At 36.1% G+C, this 24139-nt stretch carries 21 protein-coding genes and 1 riboswitch; of the genes, 19 read left to right on the top strand and 2 right to left on the bottom strand.

Features of this window, described 5'->3' with window-relative positions:
* The first annotated feature begins 193 nt into the window (after positions 1–193).
* The 15 genes from NiCM35_RS08630 to NiCM35_RS08560 all read left to right on the top strand — a co-directional run bounded on the left by NiCM35_RS08630 (position 194) and on the right by NiCM35_RS08560 (position 18010).
* Positions 194–1177 carry a carbohydrate ABC transporter permease gene (locus NiCM35_RS08630; protein ID WP_235850296.1) on the top strand — a complete coding sequence of 328 codons (984 nt, stop codon included), beginning with the start codon at positions 194–196 and terminating at the stop codon, positions 1175–1177.
* Positions 1174–2022, top strand: a complete 849-nt coding sequence (locus NiCM35_RS08625) for a carbohydrate ABC transporter permease (protein WP_095331478.1) — start codon at positions 1174–1176, stop codon at positions 2020–2022. Before NiCM35_RS08630 ends, NiCM35_RS08625 begins: the two co-directional genes overlap by 4 nt.
* Before the next feature lie 93 nt (positions 2023–2115).
* Positions 2116–3132 (top strand): LacI family DNA-binding transcriptional regulator, encoded by a 1017-nt coding sequence (locus NiCM35_RS08620; protein WP_095331480.1) that lies wholly within the window; start codon positions 2116–2118, stop codon positions 3130–3132.
* Positions 3133–3201: 69 nt separating this feature from the next.
* Entirely contained in the window at positions 3202–4128 is a 927-nt protein-coding gene (locus NiCM35_RS08615; RefSeq protein ID WP_095331482.1) for an ROK family protein, read from the top strand.
* Positions 4129–4535: 407 nt separating this feature from the next.
* Complete coding sequence (gene zapA / locus NiCM35_RS08610) at positions 4536–4799, top strand: cell division protein ZapA (protein WP_433779222.1); 264 nt, start codon at positions 4536–4538, stop codon at positions 4797–4799.
* Positions 4800–4807: 8 nt separating this feature from the next.
* Positions 4808–5350, top strand: coding sequence for a CvpA family protein (locus NiCM35_RS08605; protein ID WP_095331483.1), 543 nt, complete (start codon positions 4808–4810; stop codon positions 5348–5350).
* Positions 5351–5498: 148 nt separating this feature from the next.
* On the top strand, positions 5499–7211 hold the full coding sequence (gene polX / locus NiCM35_RS08600) for a DNA polymerase/3'-5' exonuclease PolX (protein ID WP_095331484.1): 1713 nt from the start codon (positions 5499–5501) through the stop codon (positions 7209–7211).
* A gap of 205 nt (positions 7212–7416) precedes the next feature.
* Positions 7417–9768: an endonuclease MutS2 gene (locus NiCM35_RS08595; RefSeq protein WP_123258066.1), complete on the top strand. Its 2352-nt coding sequence runs from the start codon at positions 7417–7419 to the stop codon at positions 9766–9768.
* A gap of 37 nt (positions 9769–9805) precedes the next feature.
* Entirely contained in the window at positions 9806–10213 is a 408-nt protein-coding gene (locus NiCM35_RS08590) for a DUF350 domain-containing protein (protein WP_095331487.1), read from the top strand.
* A gap of 224 nt (positions 10214–10437) precedes the next feature.
* Positions 10438–12120 carry a long-chain-fatty-acid--CoA ligase gene (locus tag NiCM35_RS08585; protein WP_433779219.1) on the top strand — a complete coding sequence of 561 codons (1683 nt, stop codon included), beginning with the start codon at positions 10438–10440 and terminating at the stop codon, positions 12118–12120.
* On the top strand, positions 12101–12859 hold the full coding sequence (locus tag NiCM35_RS08580; RefSeq protein ID WP_163185423.1) for an electron transfer flavoprotein subunit beta/FixA family protein: 759 nt from the start codon (positions 12101–12103) through the stop codon (positions 12857–12859). Before NiCM35_RS08585 ends, NiCM35_RS08580 begins: the two co-directional genes overlap by 20 nt.
* 16 nt (positions 12860–12875) lie before the next feature.
* The gene (locus NiCM35_RS08575) at positions 12876–13835 is read left to right on the top strand and encodes an electron transfer flavoprotein subunit alpha/FixB family protein (RefSeq protein WP_095331491.1); all 960 of its coding nucleotides are present in this window, start codon (positions 12876–12878) and stop codon (positions 13833–13835) included.
* A 131-nt stretch (positions 13836–13966) separates the two neighbouring features.
* The gene (trxA, locus tag NiCM35_RS08570; protein ID WP_047941926.1) at positions 13967–14281 is read left to right on the top strand and encodes a thioredoxin; all 315 of its coding nucleotides are present in this window, start codon (positions 13967–13969) and stop codon (positions 14279–14281) included.
* Positions 14282–14595: 314 nt separating this feature from the next.
* Positions 14596–16368, top strand: coding sequence for an excinuclease ABC subunit UvrC (gene uvrC / locus NiCM35_RS08565; RefSeq protein WP_433779216.1), 1773 nt, complete (start codon positions 14596–14598; stop codon positions 16366–16368).
* A 59-nt stretch (positions 16369–16427) separates the two neighbouring features.
* Positions 16428–16610, top strand: a riboswitch (Lysine riboswitch).
* Positions 16611–16780: 170 nt separating this feature from the next.
* Positions 16781–18010, top strand: a complete 1230-nt coding sequence (locus tag NiCM35_RS08560) for an aspartate kinase (protein WP_123258063.1) — start codon at positions 16781–16783, stop codon at positions 18008–18010.
* Positions 18011–18086: 76 nt separating this feature from the next.
* Here the strand turns inward: NiCM35_RS08560 and NiCM35_RS08555 are convergent, their stop codons facing one another.
* Entirely contained in the window at positions 18087–18548 is a 462-nt protein-coding gene (locus NiCM35_RS08555) for a YslB family protein (RefSeq protein ID WP_095331496.1), read from the bottom strand.
* A 589-nt stretch (positions 18549–19137) separates the two neighbouring features.
* Between NiCM35_RS08555 and NiCM35_RS08550 the strand changes: the two genes are divergently transcribed.
* From NiCM35_RS08550 to sdhB, 3 genes are read left to right on the top strand one after another with little or no spacing between them, the layout of a single operon-like run.
* Positions 19138–19746 carry a succinate dehydrogenase cytochrome b558 subunit gene (locus NiCM35_RS08550; protein ID WP_095331498.1) on the top strand — a complete coding sequence of 203 codons (609 nt, stop codon included), beginning with the start codon at positions 19138–19140 and terminating at the stop codon, positions 19744–19746.
* Between the two features lie 47 nt (positions 19747–19793).
* The gene (sdhA, locus tag NiCM35_RS08545) at positions 19794–21557 is read left to right on the top strand and encodes a succinate dehydrogenase flavoprotein subunit (protein WP_095331499.1); all 1764 of its coding nucleotides are present in this window, start codon (positions 19794–19796) and stop codon (positions 21555–21557) included.
* A gap of 1 nt (position 21558) precedes the next feature.
* Complete coding sequence (gene sdhB / locus NiCM35_RS08540; protein WP_095331501.1) at positions 21559–22317, top strand: succinate dehydrogenase iron-sulfur subunit; 759 nt, start codon at positions 21559–21561, stop codon at positions 22315–22317.
* A 35-nt stretch (positions 22318–22352) separates the two neighbouring features.
* Here the strand turns inward: sdhB and NiCM35_RS08535 are convergent, their stop codons facing one another.
* Positions 22353–23501, bottom strand: coding sequence for a hypothetical protein (locus NiCM35_RS08535; RefSeq protein WP_433779212.1), 1149 nt, complete (start codon positions 23499–23501; stop codon positions 22353–22355).
* A gap of 345 nt (positions 23502–23846) precedes the next feature.
* Between NiCM35_RS08535 and gerE the strand changes: the two genes are divergently transcribed.
* Positions 23847–24071, top strand: a complete 225-nt coding sequence (gene gerE, locus NiCM35_RS08530) for a spore germination transcription factor GerE (protein ID WP_016201768.1) — start codon at positions 23847–23849, stop codon at positions 24069–24071.
* Positions 24072–24139: the final 68 nt, after the last annotated feature.

Below are 24139 nucleotides of genomic sequence, written 5' to 3'. Positions count from 1 at the left end.
CTACTAACCTTTAAATAATTTGAAAAGTCGGTCGGCTTACATATATGAGCCTTTAGCGAGAAAAAGGTTTGTGGTAAGCCGGCGATACTTCATATATTGGTTTTTGTGAGGAAAATGAATAATGATGGATAGATAGGGAAGTTTGGACGTTTATATGTACCATGCTCCCTCGAATATGAAAAGAGGTGGGGAAATGAATCCTAGCAGTAATAAGGAAACTGTGAACACTGTCAGTAAGAAGCAACCTATTCATAAAAAACAGAAAAAATTTAGGTCTGAGCAAAAAAAGGATATGCTGTCAGGATATTTATATATAGCACCTTTCTTCATAATTTTTGCCGTTATTGGCTTATATCCTATGCTTTTTAGTATTTACCTAGCCTTCCAAAAATGGAATGGCTTAAGCCCGATGACATTTAACGGACTGGCTAATTTTGAGACTGTACTCACGGATCCTCTATTTTGGAAATCGGTTTATAATACGATAATTATAGGAATTATGGGAACAGCTCCACAGTTAGTCGTCGGTCTTATTTTAGCTTATTTGTTGAATATGGCTTTTCTTAAATTTAAAAGCTTCTTTCGTGTAACAATTTTTATGCCCTATTTAACTTCCATGGTTGCCGTAGCCCTTATCTTTAGTGTGTTATTCAGTAATCATGAATCTTCTTTAGCCAATTATGTATTAACTCATTTCTTTGGACTTGACCCTATCCAATGGGCAGCCTCTGAATGGGGGACGAAAATTGCGATATCCATTATGGTGTTCTGGCGATGGGTAGGATATAACACGATTATCTATCTAGCTGGAATTCAAGGTATACCAAATGATTTATACGAGGCAGCTACCATTGATGGTGCCAATAAATTTCATCAGCTTTTTTACATTACTATCCCAATGATGAAACCATTTATTATTTTAACGGTATTCACTTCAACAGTTGGTGCCATGCAGTTATTCTCTGAACCAACTGTGTTTTTAGGAACTGGTGCTTTCACAAGGGATGAAGCGATGACAATTGTTATGTACCTGTATAGAGATGCATTTAAATTGCAGTCATTTGGAACCGCATCCGCAACTGCAATCATTCTATTGGTCATTATATCATTATTTGCTGTCATAAACTTAAGTTTAACGCAAGGATTTAGAAAGAAAAAGAGAGGTGTGGATCAATGAGGAAGCATGACAAAAGAAACCGGAGAAAGTTTTCCATAGGCAGATTATCCGTTTACTTATTTTTATTTATTGCTGCTATCGTTTCGTTGTTTCCATTTTACTGGATGTTTGTCATGGCAACAAGGCCGAGTGCTGCCTACAATTCCATCCCACCAACTTTAACACCAGGAAATATGCTGGTTGAAAACTTTAAAAAGGTATTAAGTCAAATTGATTTTTTTGGTGGGATGTGGAATTCATTTATACTCTGTTTTGTTGTAACGATCATAGTACTACTCATTAGTTCATTAGCAGGCTTTGCCTTTGCCAAATTTAGATTCCCAGGAAGAAACATTTTTTTCATTGCTATTTTGGTAACCATGATTATTCCACCGCAATTAGGGTTAATCCCACAATACTTCTTAATTTCTAAAATAGGACTTCTAGATACCTTACAAGGAGTTATGATTGTATCCTTTTTAAATCCTTTAGGGATATTTCTAATGCGCCAATATATATCCGAGGGAGTTCCTGATGAATTAATAGAAGCAGCGAAATTAGATGGGTGCTCGAATTTCCGTATCTATTGGGGAATTGTATTACCGATTATCTTACCAGCGTTTGCTACTCTTGGAATTATTGTATTTACTGCTGTTTGGGGAGAGTTCTTATGGCAGTTTACGGTTTTAAGAGATCCAGAAATGTATACCATCCAGGTTGCATTAGCACAGTTGGGCAATACTCATAATATTGATTTCGGTATGATTTTATCTGGTGTGTTCTGGGCAACTGTTCCATTATTAGTCATTTTCTTATTATTTAACCGATTATTTATATCAAGTATTACGGAAGGGTCTGTGAAATAAAGACTATTTCCTGCCATGCTATTGTTTCATTCTCTAACTTTTATTAATCTAATATTAGGAATGAATTTAGACGGAAATAGAAGGGAAAAAACGATGAGTTTAACGATAAAGGACATTGCACAATTGGCAGGGGTATCACCATCAACCGTTTCGAAAGTATTAAATAATTATGGCGAAATAAGTGAGATGACTAGAAAAAAAGTCATGACAGTTATTAATGAAAAGGGCTACGCACCAAATTTTTCGGCTCGGTCACTGGCAACGAAAAAATCAAATCTCATTGGTCTTGTCTATGCAGGTAAAATCAATGTAGACATGACCCATCCATATTTTAATGAAGTTATTTCGACTTTTAAGAAAAATATTGGATTACTTGGATACGATATCTTAATGTTTTCTAATGAACAATTTCAAGGAAGTTATTTAGCAAGATGCAAGCACTTTAATTTGGATGGCTGCTTGATAATTGCAGGTGAAGAAGTAGAGGACGCTACTTTTGAACTTGCTGAGAGCGGTTTTCCTTGTATTGGAATTGATATTGAATTAGTAGGTCCAAAAGCGAGCTACGTCATGACGGACAATGTAAATTTATCAAGGAAAGTAGTAGAGCATTTTTATTTGAATTCTCTTAGAAAAATTGGCTATATTGGCGGGATGAGTGAATCCGTCATTTCTAATTTAAGGTTAAAGGGATTCAAGGATGCGATGAATCAGTTTGGTCTTGAAATCAGGGAAGAGTGGATTCAATATGGAGATTACCATGAAGAGAGTGGTTATATCGCAATGAAGAGAATACTAGAGTTGAAGGATTATCCAGAAGCTATTTTTGCTGCATCCGACTTAATGGCTTTAGGTGCACTAAGAGCTATTAAGGAAGCTGGACTTCATACACCTAGAAACATCCGAATTGTAGGATGTGATGATATTGCTGCTTCCCGCTATAGTGATCCTAAATTGACCACGGTCAAACAGGATAAGGAGAAAATCGGTAAATTATCTGCTTTTATGCTAAATGACTTGATAGAAGGAAAATCAAAATTAAAGCCAGTGTATACAGACTCTAAAATTATTGTAAGGGAAACGTGTGGGACGAACAAAGCCTTCAGGTGAGCTCTGGGCTGATTTAGGAGCTTTCTTACATAAATAATAAGACTTGTATGGATGTCAGGAGGTTTTTTGGTGAATTATTATGCAGTATTTGATGTAGGTGGCTCTGCAATAAAATTTTCGCTTATGAATGAATTGGGAAACTTTGTAGAAAAGTCTTCTGTTCCTACTCCAAAAGATGGAATCGATTCTTTCGTGGATACAATCGAAACAGTAGTGAAGAATTTTCAAGAAAAGAATGAGATAATCGGTATCGCCTTAAGTATGCCAGGAGCAGTAGATGTAGAAACAGGATTTATAAAAGGAACCTCAGCTCTGCCATATATTCATGGGCCGAATATAAGGGATGTCATCCAAGAACGGACAAAATTGCTTGTTGAGCTTGAAAATGATGCTAATTGTGCAGGGTTAGCGGAGGGATGGATGGGTGCTGCAAAAAATGTCGATGATTATATTTGTATTGTAATTGGGAGTGGTATTGGTGGTTCTATTTTTCTAGATAAGAAAATTCGTCATGGTAGCCATCTTTTCGGAGCCGAATTTGGTTACATGATTTTAGAGGATTATCTGAATCAGCCGCTAGGGGAATCATGGAGTTCTCTTGCAGCAACTGGAGGTTTAATTAAGCAAGTTGCGAAACGGAAAAACTTGGATCCAATAACTTTGGACGGTCAAATTGTATTTAACATGTCTGATGAAGGCGACTGGGAAGTACAGGAAGAAATAGAAAAATTCATTAAGCGCTTAGCTGTAGGAATTTATAATTTACAATACATTATTGATCCGGAGAAAATTCTAATCGGCGGAGCAATCAGTAAACGCGAAGGGCTTATTGAACAGATTAACGAAAAGCTAAAAATTATGAAGCCAACAGAAGAGTGTTTAAACATTCAAGTTCAGCCATGCCAATTTGGAAATGACTCGAACTTAATTGGAGCTCTATACCATTTCTTACAAAGAAGATCTAGTCCATTAAGTGGTGTATCTAAAGGGAAATAAGTACATCCTCTTTAAAACCTGTATCTGGATAAGAAAGAATAGGGGGAGGTTGCCTTTTAGTGTTTTTTCTCATTCACTTCTATAGCTGGAAGGAATGTCATTTACGTGTTAATTTTTCAGTAGTAATCATTTGATTGTACATAAAAATCATCCTTTCTTTTAATGTTGTTGGTAACTTCATTTTACTCAAAAGGATGATTTTTTTTGTTCCAAAAATCAGCTTTCATTACTTTTTGGACAGCCCCCTACTCACTATGTGAAGCTAGTTTTGTCCCAGTCTGTTTTTTTAATCATAATTATTTCTCTATATCAAAAGTCTTAAGATAGAATCTATTCGAATGACTTCCCTACCAAGAATAGTTCATGATATGATAGAAACTAGGATTCTTTAGATTGGAGGCATGGGCGTGTCAAATACCCCTAAAAATCGTACAAATGTTGATATATATGGAACACAATATACAATAATAGGGAAAGAACCTTCTAACCATGTTAGACTGGTTGCCTCCATAGTTGATGAAAAAATGCGTGAAATTCATGTTTTGAATCCCTCACTTGATACCAATAAACTTGCTGTACTTACCGCAGTAAATATAGTAAACGACTATGTAAAGCTAGAAGATCGAGTGAAAGAATTAGAGGAAAAATTAAAAAGAAGAGAAAAGGACTGACATTGTTCATGTTAGATATTATTTTGGTTATATTGCTGCTTTTTGGTCTTCTTAGAGGACTAAAAAGAGGATTTATTATGCAAATTATACACTTAACAGGATTTATTGTTGCGTTTATTGTTGCTAATAAATATTACATCCCATTATCGCAAAAATTAACACTATGGATTCCATATCCAAATATAGGGGAAAATAGTTTGCTGCAATCTTTTATTCAAACGGCAAATATGGAAGATGTCTTTTACAGAGGGTTCTCCTTTGTGGTGATATTTTTTGTAGTGAAAATTATTTGGCAAATTATTGGAAGTATGATAGATTTTGTTGCTAGTATTCCTATTTTAAAACAGTTAAATACATGGGCTGGTGCGGTCCTAGGATTTGTCGAAACGTATTTGCTATTATTCCTTCTATTATTTATTTCTATTTTAATTCCGGTTGATTTTATTCAATCTCAATTAAATGAATCCTCGGTTGCCGCATGGATGATAGAAAACACTCCATATTTTTCAGAGAAAATAAAAGATTTATGGTTTGATTATATGGCTTCATAGAAAGAGGAAACTCTTCTAGCTTTATATGTAGCTAGAGAGTTTTTTTGTTTAGTTAAACAGGTGCTGCATGATTATTGAATTTATACAGTTCATGGTATGATAGGTAGGATGAGAAGATGAGTTATTTTACATATGTGGGTGATAAAGGATGATTACAAATAAAGATATTATTCGATTATTAGAGCAAATCGCGATATATATGGAGTTGAAAGGAGAAAATCCATTTAAAATATCTGCCTTTCGAAAAGCTGCCAATACGATTGAAACAAGTGAATTAAACTTAACCGAAATAACCGATCTTACGGAACTGCCGGGAATAGGAAAGGGAACAGCAGCTGTTATAGAAGAATATCTAAAAGAAGGTAAGTCGTCTGTTTTACAAGAGTTAAAAGACGAAGTTCCAAAAGGGTTAATACCATTGCTGCAGCTGCCAGGTCTCGGTGGGAAAAAAATTGCAAAATTATATAAAGAGCTATCTGTTGAAAATGCAGAGGATTTAAAAAATGCATGTTTAAAAGGAGAAGTGCAAGCATTAAAAGGTTTTGGCAAAAAGACGGAAGAAAAAATTATGGAAGCCCTTCAAAATGCCGGTTCTCGCCCAGAGCGACTGCCGATTGCATTTATGATTCCGATAGCAGTTTCCATTGAGGAACACCTAGCTAAGATGGCAGGTGTTGTGCAATACTCTAGAGCCGGGAGTTTAAGAAGAGTTAGGGAGACGATTAAAGATTTGGATTTTATTATTGCCACAAAAGATCCTAATCAGGTGAAAGAGCAGTTGATTCAGCTGCCGTCCATAAAAGAAGTAATTGGAGCAGGATTGACAAAAGTTAGTGTAATTCTGGGGCTGGATTATGACGTTTCTATTGACTTTCGGTTAGTGAAACCAGAGGAATTTGCAACAACCTTACATCATTTCACAGGTTCAAAAGAACATAATGTGCGAATGAGACAGCTAGCTAAAGAACGCGGAGAAAAAATAAGCGAGTATGGTGTGGAAAATAATGAAACAGGCGAAATAAAAACCTTTAAGACAGAAGAAGCGTTTTATCATTATTTCGAACTGCCCTTTATTCCTCCTGAAATAAGAGAAGATGGGAAAGAAGTAGAAAATTATTCAGATGATAGTGAGCTTATTTCCTTGGAAGATATTAAAGGAGATTTGCATATGCATACTACTGCGAGTGATGGTGCACATTCATTAGAAGAAATGATAGAAGCAAATCGAAAATTAGGCTATCAATACATGGCTATTACAGACCATTCTCAATATTTAAAGGTTGCCAATGGATTAACACCAGATAGAGTGAGAAAGCAAATCAAAGAAATTAAAAGGTTAAATGCAAAATATGAGGATATAACTATTTTAGCTGGTGCTGAGATGGATATATTACCAGACGGCACACTAGATTATGATGATGAATTATTGAAAGAATTAGATATTGTAATTGCCTCCATCCATTCTGCCTTTTCACAATCGAAAGATAAGATAATGAATAGATTAAAAGCTGCCATGGAAAACAAGTATGTTAATATCATTGCACACCCGACTGGTAGGAAAATTGGCAAAAGAGATGGTTATGATATTGACATGGAAATGCTTATTCAGTTAGCGAAAGAAACGAATACTATCTTGGAATTGAATAGTAATCCTAACCGCTTAGATTTAAATGCAGCACATGTCAAAATGGCCCAGGATGCGGGCGTAAAGATTGTAATTAATACAGATGCTCATTATAAGCATGAGCTTAATAATATGGCTATCGGAGTATCCACCGCGAAAAAGGGCTGGATAAAAAAATCTACTGTATTGAATGCAATGTCCAAAGAAGAATTATTAGCCTTCTTATATAAAGGATGATCAGTATATAGGTAAGTAGTTAGCTTGGAAAACAATGGCTGAAACTCTGCAAGGAAAAGCTGTTTTTGCCTCAGTCCAAGTCTTGAAATGAAAAGCAATCTCTCTGTTGAAAGATAGCTCAACGGAAAAGAACGCTCAAAAAGTCAGAAGAACCATTAAAAAATATGATTAAACCCGAAATGGGGATAGCAAAGGAGATTACTCCATGCAGGAAAGAGTATTTAAAACGTTAGAATTTGATAAAATTAAAGATCAATTAATCGAACATGCATCTTCTTCATTGGGAAGATATAAAGTGGAGGAATTAGTTCCATCTACTGATTATAATGAAGTTGTAAGATGGCAAGAGGAAACAGATGAAGCTGCTAAGGTATATCGCATGCGTGGATCCATCCCTCTTGATGGAATCTATGATATCCGCGCCCATGTGAAAAGATCTTCTATTGGCGGTATGCTTAGCCCATCTGAATTAAATCAGATTGCAAGTACTGTTCATGCTAGTAGACAAATGAAACGATTTATTGAAGAATTTCATGAAGAAGAGCCTATTCCGATACTGTTTACTTTAACAGACAGTATCATGGTGCTTGCTGAAGTAGAAGAAGAAATTAAGATGGCTATTGATGAACAAGGTGCAGTGATGGATAGTGCAAGTGATGCCCTTAGAACGTTAAGAAATCAGCTGCGTAGAAATGAATCAAAAGTACGAGAGAAACTAGAAAGTATGATTCGTTCCTCAAGTGCCCAAAAAATGCTGTCTGACAGTATTATTACAATTAGAAATGATCGGTATGTTATCCCAGTTAAGCAAGAATATCGAGGCAATTATGGGGGGATTGTTCATGACCAAAGTGCCTCTGGGCAAACCCTGTTTATTGAACCACAGTCTGTAGTGACACTAAATAATGAACTTCAAGCTATTCGGGTCAAAGAACAACAAGAAATTGATCGTATCTTAACGCAATTAACTGCACTTGTAGCACAATATGAAGAAGAGCTATTGCATATTGTCACTGTATTAGCAGAAATTGATTTTATGTTTGCAAAAGCAAAATATGCTCACCGCTTAAAAGCATCCAAACCAAAAATTAATAATGAAGGAAAGATTGTTCTTCATAAGGCGAAGCATCCACTTATACCGCCAGAGGTTGTGGTAGCGAATGATATTATTCTTGGGGATTCCTATACATCTATTGTTATTACCGGACCAAATACGGGCGGTAAAACAGTAACTTTAAAAACAGTAGGTCTATGTACTTTAATGGCACAGGCAGGCCTGCAAATACCAGTATTAGACGGTTCAGAAATGGGCGTTTTTAAATCTGTATACGCAGATATAGGGGATGAACAGTCTATTGAACAGTCTTTAAGTACGTTCTCTTCCCATATGGTTAATATTGTTAGTATTCTTGAAAAAGTGGATCATAAAAGTCTTGTTTTATTTGATGAATTAGGAGCTGGTACAGATCCTCAAGAAGGAGCAGCTCTAGCTATTTCAATTCTCGATGAAGTAAATAAACGCGGGGCAAGAGTTATTGCAACTACTCATTATCCGGAGTTAAAGGCTTATGGATATAATCGCGAAGGCGTTGTAAATGCAAGTGTGGAATTTGATATTGAAACATTAAGTCCAACCTATCGATTACTCATTGGAGTCCCGGGAAGAAGTAATGCCTTTGAAATTAGTAAGCGCTTGGGTTTAAAGGAAGATGTGATTAATACAGCTCGGTCACATGTAAGCGAGGATAGTAATAAAATCGAGAATATGATTGCCTCTCTGGAGAATAGTCGTAAGCAAGCAGAAAGAGAGCATGAAGAAGCGAAAGATCTATTAAAACAAGCGGAAATGCTTCATCGTGATTTACAGAAACAAGTAATGGAATATTACGAGAAGAAAGAAACACTGCAAGAAAAAGCAAAAAGAGAAGCGAAAGAAATTATCGAAAATGCTAAAAAAGAAGCCGAAGCGGTTATTGGCGATTTACGAAAAATGCAGCTCGAAAAACGAGCAGAAGTAAAAGAACATGAACTAATTGATGCAAGAAAACGTTTAGATGATGCAACACCACAAATAGAAAGACAAAAACAACCAGCTGCATCGAAGACGAACCATGTTTATCAGCCTGGCGATGAAGTGAAGGTTCTAACCTTTAATCAAAAAGGCCAATTACTAGAAAAAGTTTCCGACAAAGAATGGCAAGTCCAAATTGGTATTATGAAAATGAAGGTCAAAGAAAAAGATCTTGAATTCATCAAAGCGCCTAAGGTAGTAGAAACAAAACCACTAACTACGATAAAAGGAAAAGACTATCACGTTAGCTTGGAGTTAGACCTACGTGGCGAAAGATTTGAAAATGCTCTTGCTCGAGTAGAAAAGTATATAGATGATAGCTTGCTTGCTGGCTATCCGCGAGTCTCCATTATTCATGGGAAAGGAACAGGAGCCCTCCGTTCAGGTGTTCAAGAGTATTTGAAAAATCATCGCGCAGTAAAAAGGATTCGTTTTGGCGAAGCAGGAGAAGGCGGCAGCGGCGTAACGGTTGTCGAATTTAAATAAATATTCTTTTGGAGAATAATGGTAGAGGAGAAACCTTATGGCACAATTTTGGGAAAATGAATATGTAAAAACGGCCGGCGATTATAGTGTTGTTATTCTAAGCCTTGTTGTATTTTTAGCTATATTTGAACTTGTAACAAAATATAATAATTGGGATGAAATAAAAAATGGGAATCTAGCAGTTGCGATGGCGACAGGCGGAAAAATCTTTGGAATAGCGAATATTTTCAGCCATTCAATTATGCAAAATGATTCTTTACTGAAAATGATTATCTGGGGTGTATATGGTTTTGTCCTATTGTTAATTGGTTATTTCATCTTTGAATTTTTAACCCCTAAATTTAATATTGACGATGAAATAAAAAATGATAATCGAGCAGTCGGCTTTATTTCTATGATTATTTCTGTTGGTTTATCTTTTGTAATTGGTGCAGGTATCTCTTAATAAATATAGTATTTTAAATGAAGGTTGGACGTAAATATTCAAAGCCAAAAAGCCAAACAAATCACATTCGCATGATTGTTTGGCTTTTTTAGTTACTATTAAAAAGGCTGTTTTTATGCGGAATTGTGTCAATTAAAGGGAAAGTAGGCTTATACATAATCCAATGAATATGTTCCTCCATATAATAAGCTAGTACAACAATAGAATTAAATGGAGGAATTGTGTTGGAAACAGAGAAAAGATGGTTAAAACTTTATCCTGAACAAATTGCCAAAAATGTTTATTATCGTGCAGATACTCTCCCACAATTATTAAAATACGCGGCAAATGAGTATCCAAAACATAAAGCTATTCATTTTATGGGAAAAGAAATGACGTTTAAAACACTTTATAAGAAAACATTGCAATTTGCAGCTTATTTACAGCACTTAGGTGTAAAAAAAGGGGACAGGGTTGCAGTAATGCTGCCGAATATTCCACAAACAGTTATTAGTTTCTATGCAATCTTGCAGGCGGGAGCTATCGCTGTACCAGTAAATCCGCTTTATCAAGAGCGAGAAATAGAATTTATTATGAAAGATTCAGGGGCGAAAGTAATTATAACATTAGATATGCTCTACAATAGAGTGGAAAGAGTAATGAAGCAAACAGATCTTGAACAAATTATTGTTACATCTATTAAAGATTATCTCCCATTTCCCAAAAATATTGTCTATCCATTCATTCAAGCGAAAGAGCAAGGAAAACCTCCAACAATTTCATCATCAAACTCTACTCATCTATTTATCCAAACATTAAAGTCCAAAGAATCAGTACTAAAGGAAGTACCGATAAATTTTGAAGAAGATATAGCGATTCTACAATACACTGGCGGAACGACAGGTTTTCCAAAGGGAGTTATTCTCACCCATCAAAATTTAGTAGCCAATACTTCTATGTGCAGACAATGGCTATATAAGATGGAAAAGGGAAAAGAAAAAATGCTTGCCGTCATGCCATTATTCCATGTGTATGGGCTTATGACAGTTCTTGTATTATCAGTAATGGAAGTATATAAAATGATTCTTGTTCCGAAATTTAATGCGAGTGGTTTGTTAAAAACAATCCATAAACAAAAGCCAACTGTCTTTCCAGGAGCACCTACTATCTACATTGGTTTAATGAATCATCCAGACATAAGCCAATACGATCTTTCCTCGATTAAAGGAGCGATTAGTGGTTCTGCTCCATTACCAGTTGAGGTTATTGAGAAATTTGAGGAGAAGACAGGCGGGAAAATAGTAGAGGGCTATGGATTAACGGAAACTTCCCCTGTTACCCACGTGAATTTTCTTTGGGACAATGAAATTGTAAAAGGAAGTATTGGTGTTCCTTGGCCAGGGACTGATGCAGCTATTTTTTCATTAGAGTCAGGTGAAATATTGCCAGTGGGAGAAGTTGGTGAGCTTGCAATTAAGGGGCCGCAAGTAATGAAAGGATATTGGAACAATGAAGAAGAAACCAATAAGGTTTTAAAAGATGGCTGGTTACTAACTGGTGATATCGCATATATGGATGAGAAAGGGTATTTTTATATCGTCGATCGGAAAAAGGACATTATCATTGCAGGCGGCTTTAATATCTATCCTCGTGAAATTGAAGAAGTTTTGTATGAGCACCCAGCTGTTATGGAAGCATCAGTTGTGGGAGTGAAGGATTCTTATAGGGGAGAGACAGTGAAAGCATTTATTGTATTGCGCGAAGGAATGACGGTTACAGAAGAAGAACTGAATCAGTTTATGCGTAGGAAATTGGCATCTTTTAAAGTACCTCGTATTTATGAATTTAGAGAAGAACTTCCGAAAACGGCAGTAGGAAAAGTATTAAGAAGACAATTGAAGAAAGAAAGTGAAGAAGAAAATGAGTAATAAAGCATTGCAGATTGTGGTTTTATTATCGAGAACCGTTTCTCCTGAAGCTTCCCTCGTACTTGAAGCAGAACAACCATTGGTAGAAGAAAAAGAGTTTATCATCAATCCGCCAGATGCGATAAGTTTAGAAGAAGCCCTTCAATTAAAAGAAAAATATGGTGGGCGTATAACGGTGCTGATGGTAAGTAAAAAAGAAGGAGAAAAGCAATTGAGAACAGCTTTAGCTATGGGAGCAGATCAAGCTGTTTTAATAGAATCTAATCCTAATGAAGATCATCCAGCTCATATAGCTAAAAAGATACAGGAATATTTGCAGAATATAGACTACGATGTTCTATTAGCAGGAGATTTTTCTACAGATGGAGCAACAAGTCAAGTAGGTCCTAGGGTTGCTGCTTTATTAGATATTCCCTACTTTGTGAAAGCAATTCGAATCGAACAAGAGGAAAAACATGCAAGAATTATAAGAAATGCAGATGGAGACATCGAAACATATCGAGTTCCGTTTCCTTTTTTAGCTACCATTCCACAAAGTTTACATGTTCCAAGATTGCCATCACTTGCTGGAATCATGAAAGCAAAAAAGAAGCCTTTTCGAATCATCCAGTTAAAGGACAGTCGAGCAAAAAAAACGCTCAGCCACTATTCGTATCCACAATTAAATCGTAAACAAATAATGTTGCAAGGGGAAATAAAAGATCAAGTTGCTTCATTATCCAAATTATTAAAGTCATAGTAATGGAGGAGTTAATATGAAGGGAAAAATCGTTGTGTTGGGAGAACATCAAGAAGGAAAACTTGCCTCCATTACCCTTGAATGTATTTCAGCAGCAAAGGAATTACAAACGGAGGCAGAAACGATTCTCTTGCTAATGGGAGAGGATATGAGAAAGAACGCATCTGAATGGGATGAAACGGATGTCGATCAAATCATTATCGTGGAACATCCTTTGTTAGCTAGATTTTCGAATGAATCATATATAAAAGCCCTCTTATCTGTTTGGGAACAACTTGAACCCTCTATTCTTTTATGTGGACATAATGATATCGGCAGATCCATCTTCCCGTATTTAAGTGAGAAATGGAATCTATCCTTATTTTCAAATATAGAGAGTTTTGTCTTTCATGATAATAAACTGTCTATAACTCGGTCTGCTTATTCTGGAAAATTAACGGAACGGACAGAAGTTGAAGATTCTTCTTTTCTTATGACAATAAAGCCCAAAAAATGGACGACTCTCCCAAAGAAAGAGAAAACAAAACCGAATGTTCGTTCTTTGAAAGTAAATATCGATAAGCCAGTAGCTACTTTAATTGGACTCGAACAAAAAAGAGAAAAGGCAGCTGGCTTAGTAGATGCAAAAATTATTGTTGGCGCTGGAAGAGGCATTCAAAACGAAGAGGGATTTGCACTAGTGAAGAAATTAGCTGACACTCTTGGCGGAACAGTTGGTGTTTCCAGAGGTGCAGTAGAATTAGGAGTATGTGATGCTTCTATTCAGCTTGGTCAGACAGGAAAAACCGTGGCTCCAGATATATATATCGCCTGCGGAATATCAGGGGCTATTCAACATCTTGTTGGCGTAACATCTGCCAAAACCATTATCGCTATTAATAAAGATCCAAATGCTCCCATTTTTGAAGTAGCTGATTATGGGATTGTAGGAGATATTTTTGAAATAATACCTTCTTTATTAAAAGAATGGGAATGATCTAATTATGGGTGAATGTATTAGCTGATAGTAGGGGAAAATGATATTTGAAACATATTATTAGTATCATCTAAGAAACCATGGTATACTTTCGATATTGTTAGTTTATCAAATAAGGAGGCAAATTATAAATGGCCATTACACATGCAACAGATCAAACATTCCAAGAAGAAACAGGTTCAGGTGTAGTATTAGTAGATTTCTGGGCACCATGGTGCGGACCTTGTAAAATGATCGCTCCAGTTCTTGAAGAACTTGATGGCGAAATGGGAGATAGTGTAAAAATCGTTAAAGTAGATGTAGATGAAAACCAAGGATCAGCATCTAAATTTGGCGTAATGAGCATCCCAACTTTACTTGTTCTTAAAGACGGTGAAGTAGTAGATAAAGTAGTTGGATTCCAACCAAAAGAAGCTCTTTCTGAACTATTAGCTAAACATGTTTAATGAAACTCTTTCATTTTTGAAAGAAAAAGACCTGTAGACACCACTAGTGTCTGCAGGTTTTTTATGGAGAAAAAATAAACTTGCTGGTAGAAATGGAAAATATAATCATAATCCGATAAAAGCCGTTATAACAAAACATCGCAATAAAATCATTCCCCCTCTTTTCTCCTTATTTTTTCATATAACAATAAACCGTTTTCCCTAAAATATTCCCATTCCATACTTTTTCCTTGATGAATCGATGAAATTCTCTATAATTAGAGAAGATAGTATATATGTTCGTTTATAAGGTTTGTGAGCTGGGAGGGAAAATTGTGAACGACATCATTAAAAATAAATTAATGATCTTACCTGATCAGCCTGGATGTTATTTGATGAAGGACCGACAAGGTACCATTATTTATGTAGGAAAAGCAAAGGTATTAAAAAATCGAGTTCGTTCCTACTTTACAGGCTCTCATGATGGCAAGACATTAAGACTAGTCAATGAAATTGAAGATTTTGAATACATCATAACCTCTTCCAATATTGAAGCATTAATATTAGAAATAAATTTAATTAAGAAGCATGATCCAAAATATAATATTATGCTGAAGGATGATAAAAGCTATCCATTTATTAAATTGACGGCTGAAAGGCATCCAAGGCTGATTACAACTCGAAATGTAAAGAAAGACAAGGGCAAGTACTTTGGCCCATATCCAAACGTCCAAGCAGCAAATGAAACAAAAAAACTGCTTGATCGCATTTATCCTTTACGTAAGTGCAATGTGCTGCCAGATAGAGTTTGTTTATATTATCATTTAGGACAATGTTTAGCTCCTTGTGTAAATGAGGTTACCGAACAAGAATATAAGAAGATGACAGATGATATCATCAAGTTCTTAAATGGTGGATATAAAGATATTAAAAAAGAACTATCTGAAAAAATGATGGCAGCATCAGAAGAATTAGACTTTGAACGCGCTAAGGAATACCGTGACCAAATCGCTCATATCGAAGCAACAATGGAAAAGCAAAAAATGATGATGACGGATTTAGTAGACAGAGATATTTTTGGCTATTCCTATGATAAAGGCTGGATGTGTGTTCAAGTATTTTTTGTTCGTCAAGGAAAGTTAATTGAACGCGATGTTAGTACGTTTCCTATTTATCAAGAGCCTGAAGAGGAAATGCTAACATATCTAGGGCAGTTTTATGAGAAAGCCAATCATTTTAAACCAAAGGAAATTTATCTTCCAGACGAGATCCAAGGAGATATTGTCGAAGAATTATTAAATGTAAAAGTGATAAAGCCGCAGAGAGGGCAAAAAAAGGAACTTGTATTATTAGCTAATAAAAATGCGAAGAATGCTTTAACAGAAAAGTTTGCATTAATCGAACGTGATGAGGAGCGTACGATAAAAGCAGTGGAAAACCTAGGCAGACAAATGGGGATTTACACACCACTGCGGATTGAAGCATTTGATAACAGTAATATTCAAGGGACGAATCCAGTTTCAGCGATGATTGTCTTTATCGATGGAAAACCAGCGAAACGAGAATACCGCAAGTATAAGATCAAATCAGTAAAAGGACCAGATGATTATGAATCCATGCGGGAAGTAGTTCGAAGAAGATACCAGCGTGTTTTAAAAGAAGGGCTGCCGCTTCCAGATTTACTATTAATTGATGGTGGAAAAGGGCATCTTGAAGCAGTTAGAGAGGTTCTACTCGATGAATTAAGCTTAGATATTCCAGTTGCTGGTTTAGTAAAGGATGATAAGCACCGCACTTCTCAACTGCTATTCGGAAATCCATTGGAGATTATCCCGCTTGAGCGAAATAGTCAGGAATTCTATTTATTACAAAGAATCCAAGATGAAGTTCACCGCTTTGCCATTACGTTCCATCGTCAATTAAGAGGGAAGAATGCTTTTCAGTCATTATTGGATGACATTCCTGGGATTGGAGAAAAGCGCAGAAAATTACTTTTAAAAACCTTTGGATCTGTGAAGAAAATGAAAGAAGCTACGATCGAAGAATTTGTGAAAGCAGGTATTCCCGCAAATGTGGCTGAACAATTACTTGCTAAATTAAAGAAATAAAAAATTAATTGTCGGAATGAATCCACTGTGCTATAATGATGGCAACTTATAACTTAATAAGTGAAGGTAGAGGTGCGAGCTTCAAGAGTAATAATTCGGAGAAGAATGAGCTTCAGGGAAGAATTATGAAAGGGATAGATCGCCGAAGTAAGGAAAGTTCTCATGACTTTCTTTGCTGGTTTTGCATTGAATAAATGTAAGACTGTCAAAACAAGAAACTGTTTTGGAGAGCTATCTCACTGTTTGTGCATATTTATAATGTATTTAGCTGCACGGCAATGAGATATTCTCATTGCTTTTTTTATTTGTCTTTTACTAATTAAGATTGCGAAAGAGGAAAAGAAAAGTACATAAAAAAAAGCAATGAGAAATAAAAAGAAACCTCTAAGATTACAAGAAGGTAGGGAATGAAGTGGGATTAGTTGTACAAAAATTTGGTGGTACTTCCGTAGGCAGTGCAGAAAGAATTCTTCATGTAGCAGAAAGAGTAATCGAAGAAAGAAATCGTGGCAATGATGTAGTCGTCGTCGTATCCGCTATGGGGAAAACAACCGATTCGCTTGTAACGCTTGCAAGTGAAATAAATCCAAAGCCATCTAAACGAGAAATGGATGTCTTACTATCCACAGGAGAGCAAATTACCATCAGCTTACTATCTATGGCTTTACAGGCGAAAGGAGTAGATGCCATTTCCTATACTGGTTGGCAAGCAGGAATAGAAACAGAGAATGTTCATGGGAATGCGCGAATAGTAAATATACAAACAGAAAAAGTACAAGAACAGATACAACAAGGAAGAGTAGTAGTAGTAGCTGGATTTCAAGGAGTAACTGACACGGGAGATATAACAACACTTGGACGTGGTGGATCGGATACAACGGCGGTTGCGATTGCAGCAGCTTTAAAAGCGGATAAATGTGATATTTACACAGATGTAACAGGCGTATTTACAACCGACCCACGTTTTGTGCAAAGCGCACGAAAACTATTAGCTATTTCTTATGATGAAATGCTGGAATTAGCTAATTTAGGGGCAGGAGTCCTGCATCCAAGAGCAGTAGAATATGCAAAAAACTATCAAGTACCATTAGTGGTTCGCTCAAGTATGGAACAAGAAGAAGGAACAATCATCGAGGAGGAAGTTTCCATGGAACAAAATTTAGTTGTACGCGGAGTGGCATTTGAGGACAATATTACGAGTGTGACGGTATTTGGATTAAGAAATCCCTTAACAAGTCTCTCTACTATTTTTACCACCCTTGCGTCCCATCATATAAATGTCGATATTATTATTCAAAGCTTAACAAATGACCAGCTGACAAATTTGTCTTTTTCGATAAAAGATAGTGACTTAGAAGAAACATTGAATGTGCTAGAAGAAAATAAGGCGGAATTAGGATACGATAAAGTAACTTCTGAACAAGGATTGGCAAAAGTATCGATAGTCGGTTCTGGAATGATTTCTAATCCGGGAGTTGCAGCAGATATGTTTAAAGTATTATCACAAGAAAAAATTATTATTAAAATGGTTAGCACATCCGAAATTAAAGTATCAACGGTAATTGAGAAAGAGAAGATGGTAAAAGCAGTAGAAATTCTTCACGATGCATTTGAATTAAGTAAACTACCTGTGCATGCATAAGAAATGATTAGTAGAAGCAAAAAAGACTCCAAAGGAAGGAAGACTATTAAAATTCTTCTTTCTTTTGGAGTTCTTTTTATCCTTCTACAGGATCTTTACTATCCCAGCGAACCGTTATGGTTACTTTTTTTTCTTTTCTTTTTGGGTCTTCAAAGGCTTCTGCAATAACTTTTTTTGTCTGTTCGTATTGTTGAGCTAAATAACCTGCTTCTAATTGAAAGGTGCATTTCCCTTTTTCCTTTAATCTTTTTTCAATCAGCTCGCTGGATAATTGATAGATAATTTCATTTTTTGTTTGTTTAACAACTTCTAAATTTCCCCATCCGACCTTTTGAAAAAAAGCATACGCTTCTTCTACAGTATTTAAAGGAAATAATCGGGCAATACGTTTACCGGCCCAATATAACAGATCAGGCGTGTCCCGACCTAATAATTCGGGGATAAGTATCTCTCGAATTAATTCATATCCATACGCGGGAACAGTAAGGGGATCTGACTCCACCTGTGTTTTTTCTTCTAAGGATGTTAAATCACTCAATATGCTCTCCTCTTTCTATGATTCTATTATATTTACATAATTACAAGATAGTCTCTTCCTAAAAGTTATCATTTTTGGCATTTGCAATATTTCCATACATCGGTTTATGTAAAAAGTACGGAAACCAAATAAAATAGAATAAAATATATTGTCTAAATAGTATACTGTAAAAACGGAAAAAAATCATAAGAAAAGGGAACGATTTTTGAATTAGGGTGACTAAAAAACGTGAAAATCTATTTAAACAATAAGCAATTTTTTAAATAATGTCTTAATAATTTTTTTCCTTTTAAAGGAAAAAATCTTGCTTCCATAACGATAAAATCAATATTTGTTCAAGTTCTTTACATTGATTCTATTATTTGATTTGTTTGTTAAATTTATGCACAGAAGAGAAAGGAGGAAATTTTTCCTTTTTTGGGACATATAGATAGAAAAAAAGCGAAAGAAAATTTATTTAATGTATCCGTTTTCTTGACCGCATTTTTTTTTAAGAGTACAATTAAATTGTCACTAAATTGTAAGAATTTTTGGTTATGTTATCGCTTTATGGACAATGGGAGTATGTCATCAATTAGGGGGGAATTTTATGGCAGCAAATCGAGAGTTTTTATTCAGAAGGCTTCACTCGTTATTAGGAGTGATTCCAGTAGGTGTATTTTTAATCCAACATTTAGTTGTCAATCACTTTGCAACTAGAGGTCCAGAAGCTTTTAATAAGGCAGCTGGCTTTATGGAGCATTTACCTTTTCGGTATTTTCTCGAAATTTTTGTAATATTTTTACCGATTTTGTATCATGCGATTTATGGAATTTATATTGCGTTTACAGCCAAAAATAATACAAAAAATTATAGTTTTTTTCGAAATTGGATGTTCTATATTCAAAGGGTGACAGGGATCTTTACGTTAATTTTTATCGTATGGCATGTTTGGGAAACAAGAGTAGCAGCTCAATTAGGTCAAGAAGTAAATTATGACATGATGAGTGAAAATTTAGCAAACCCAGGGATGCTTGCATTTTATTTAGTGGGTGTTATTTCCACGATTTTCCACTTCTCTAATGGCTTATGGTCATTCTGTGTAAGCTGGGGAATTACTGTTTCGCCTAAGTCTCAACGAATTAATACATATGTAACGCTAGGAATATTTGTTGCATTATCAATTGTAGGTGTACGAGCAATATTGGCGTTTGTTTAATAAATACTAGATTAGTAGAGCAATAGATGAAGGAGTGAACGGTTGTTATGAAGAAAGGGAAAGTGATCATCGTTGGCGGTGGTTTAGCAGGATTAATGGCAGCAATCAAAGTAGCAGAGACAGGGACTCCTTTAGAATTATTTTCCCTTGTGCCTGTAAAAAGATCTCATTCTGTTTGTGCCCAAGGCGGGATTAATGGAGCGGTAAATACAAAAGGAGAAGGAGATTCTCCATGGGAACATTTTGATGATACGGTTTATGGCGGTGACTTCTTAGCGAACCAACCACCGGTTAAAGCAATGGCTGAGGCAGCTCCTGGCATTATCCACTTGATGGACAGAATGGGAGTTATGTTTAACCGTACACCAGAAGGATTACTGGACTTCCGCCGCTTTGGAGGAACACAGTATCACAGAACGGCTTTTGCAGGTGCAACAACAGGACAACAGCTTCTATACGCATTGGATGAGCAAGTAAGAAGATACGAAGTCGACGGACTTGTTGTGAAGTATGAAGGCTGGGAATTCCTTGGTATTATCACAGATGACGAAGGAGTATGCAGAGGAATTAAGGCACAGGATTTAAAAACAATGGAGATTAAATCCTTCCCTGCAGACGCTGTTATTATGGCAACTGGCGGCCCGGGAATTATCTTTGGGAAATCCACAAACTCTATTATAAATACTGGCTCAGCAGCATCTGTTGTTTATCAGCAAGGAGCTTATTATGCAAATGGTGAATTTATTCAAATCCATCCAACTGCAATTCCTGGTGATGATAAATTACGTTTAATGAGTGAATCAGCTCGTGGAGAAGGCGGTCGTATCTGGACATATAAAGATGGTAAACCATGGTATTTCTTGGAAGAGAAGTATCCAGCTTATGGAAACCTTGTACCAAGGGATATTGCTACACGCGAGATTTTTCATGTATGTGTCGATCAAAAGCTCGGCATCAATGGAGAAAACATGGTGTATTTAGATCTATCTCATAAAAATCCAAAAGAGCTTGATATTAAACTGGGTGGTATTATCGAGATTTACGAAAAATTCACTGGTGAAGATCCTCGTAAACTTCCGATGAAAATTTTCCCTGCTGTTCATTACTCCATGGGTGGATTATGGGTAGATTACGATCAAATGACGAATATTCCAGGCTTATTTGCCGCTGGTGAATGTGATTATTCACAGCATGGAGCAAACCGCTTAGGTGCCAACAGCTTGCTTTCAGCTATTTATGGCGGCATGGTAGTAGGTCCGAATGCGGTTAAATATATAAGCGGATTAAGCAAAAGTGCAGAAGATTTATCATCATCCATCTATGATTCCGCTATTAAAGCAGAAGAAGCTAAATGGCAGGGCATTTTGAAAATGGATGGAACAGAAAATGCCTATGTGCTTCATAAGGAATTAGGGGAATGGATGACAGATAATGTTACAGTGGTTCGTTACAACGATAAGCTGCTGGCAACAGATGATAAGATACAAGAACTGTTAGAGCGTTATAAAAAAATTAATATCAATGATACAGCAAAATGGTCTAACCAAGGAGGCGTATTTACGCGTCAATTAGAAAATATGCTTCAGCTAGCACGTGTGATTACTCTCGGTGCATACAACCGAAATGAAAGCCGTGGGGCACATTATAAACCAGAATTTCCAGAAAGAAATGATGAAGATTTCCTAAAAACAACAATGGCTAAATTTGTTGGCGCAAATGAGGCACCAGATTTCCATTATCAAGAAGTCGATACCTCCTTAATCAAACCGAGAAAAAGAGATTATTCAAAGCAAAAAGAGGGAGTGAAATAAAATGGGGGAGCAAAAAACTGTAACATTACAAATTGAAAGGCAAGATGACCCTAATTCACCATCTTATGTAGAAGAATTTAGTTTACCTTATCGTCCTAATATGAACATCATTTCTGCATTAATGGAGATTCGCAGAAATCCAGTTACAAGCGACGGGAAAAAGACCTCTCCAGTTGCTTGGGATATGAACTGTTTGGAAGAAGTTTGCGGAGCCTGTTCTATGGTCATCAATGGAAAACCACGCCAATCCTGTACAGCACTCATTGATCAATTAGAACAGCCGATTCGTCTAGAGCCAATGAGAACCTTCCCTGTGGTGCGCGACCTGCAAGTCGATCGAAGCCGCATGTTTGACAGTTTAAAGAAAGTCAAAGCGTGGATACCAATTGATGGCACATATGATTTAGGGCCTGGACCAAGAATGCCAGAGAAAAAACGCCAGTGGGCATATGAGTTATCGAAATGTATGACATGTGGAGTCTGCTTAGAAGCTTGCCCAAATGTAAATAGTAAATCTAATTTCATTGGACCAGCACCTCTTTCTCAAGTCCGTCTCTTTAATTCACATCCAACAGGAGAGATGAATAAGGAGGAAAGACTGCAAGAGATAATGGGAGACGGCGGACTGGCTAACTGTGGTAATTCTCAAAACTGTGTGCAGTCCTGTCCAAAAGGCATTCCACTAACTACATCAATTGCAGCCTTAAACCGAGAAACAACGTTCCAGGCATTTAAAGAGTTCTTTGGAAGTGACCATTAAACAAAAGACCACCAGTTAAGGTGGTCTTTCTTGTGCTAATATTTTTCCATAAATTGATGATAAGTGAAAATGAATTCCTCTGCTATTGTTTGTTCCTCGCTAGCTAGTCTACTTACATTTGTCTTTAGATATTCAATAGCATGTTCGAGGGCTTGCAGATTCTCTGTTAAGATACGTTTATCTTCTTCATTTTTTATATCAGCAGTCTTTTGCCCGTAATCATACTCGTATAAGGTATCATATAATTCATTATTACTGGCCGATAAGGCCATTTTTCTTTGCAAGCATGGCAGACAAATTCCGCATGGAACTTTCGCTGATATATACCCATCTCCTCGTATTCGGAGACACTCTGCCGTGTTTTTTATTTGCAGCTTATATTCTTTAGGAATCTCATTGATGACACGATGGAAGGGTCTATATAAGATAGGCGTCTGGATAGTCAAATCAAGCTCCAAGCTGGAATAAAGAGCATTTATTAGATTAAATGTTTTTGGATGAGTAGCTTTAAGCAGTACATCTCCATCGATAGAAACATCCTTATTAATTTTGCTATTTTGATAGACATATACAGTACCTTTCCCGTTAAAATATGTTTTTGCTGCTGCAATCGATACAAGCAAGCATATGCTAGCGGCTGATCGATTTCTTCTGATCTTCTTGCAAATTGCCGAGCCTAAATGAATAATCTCTCCAGCATCTGAAACACTACTTCGTAAAAATGTAGCTAGTTTTTCTTGTTTGCTCTGTTCATTGTCCATGTTTTTTAGTCGAATGTAGTCAGAAGTGATGGGCGGATCTATGCAATTATTTTTCGCAACACCCACAAGTGATGCTATATCATCCAAAAATAAGGTTACTTCCTGATGATTAGGAAGGTAAAAAGATGGAGCAAAAAGCTCTGCTTCATTTTGCTGGAAAGTCAGGTAAACAGGTTCATCCATTATCCAATCTATTAGCTCTGTTAAGATAGCTTTATTTTTTTCCCAGAGGCTTAAATTAAAAACAGGCACAATTAAGCGATTATTTTTTCGCGCCTTTTTCGTTTGTTGCTCAAAATAAAATAGACTCCCCATAATCGTTACCATATCAATATATGTAGTACTATTCTCTTCATAATCAAAATACATATCCTTAAGAATTTCTATATGTAAATTTGCCAATAATTCAATGTTTAAGTCCATCAATATCACCAAAACTTTCTTTGATAACAGAAATTTACTACGAACTAAGGTTCATTGTTTAAATTATAACACGATTTTTTTAGAAAGCTTGGAAAAAGGGATGATAATTGCACGTATTACATTTTGACTATTTTATAATGAAAATTCGTGTGTTGAAAGTTCATAAGTACGTAAAATTATCGTCAAATGATGGGAATGGAGTACTAATCATGAAAAACCGAAAAAACCTTTCCTAATTTGCTTAAATCCAGTCACTCCAAGGTGTCATCTTACATAATATATTCAGACTATAACTATACCCATCCCAAAGTTCATAGCTGGCAAAGGCAAGGAGGGTTACACTACTTGAAGGAGAATGAATTTACTCACAAGCCATTATTAACCAAAAGAGAAAGAGAAGTATTTGAGCTGTTAGTCCAAGATAAAACGACTAAGGAAATCGCGAGTGATTTATTCATAAGCGAGAAAACAGTTCGAAATCATATTTCTAATGCTATGCAGAAGCTGGGCGTGAAGGGGCGTTCACAGGCTGTTGTAGAACTCCTTAGAATGGGAGAACTAGAACTATAATAAAGAAGATGATCTTGTATAAGCGGGCATGAAATTCCACTCCTTTACCGCTTATATGGGTCATCTTC

The sequence above is a fragment of the Niallia sp. M35 genome (genome assembly GCF_050971705.1).
GTDB classification, from domain to species: Bacteria; Bacillota; Bacilli; order Bacillales; family Cytobacillaceae; genus Niallia; species Niallia circulans_A.
Note: the sequence above shows the minus strand (reverse complement) of the source record. Positions and strands in the feature narration are given on the sequence as shown.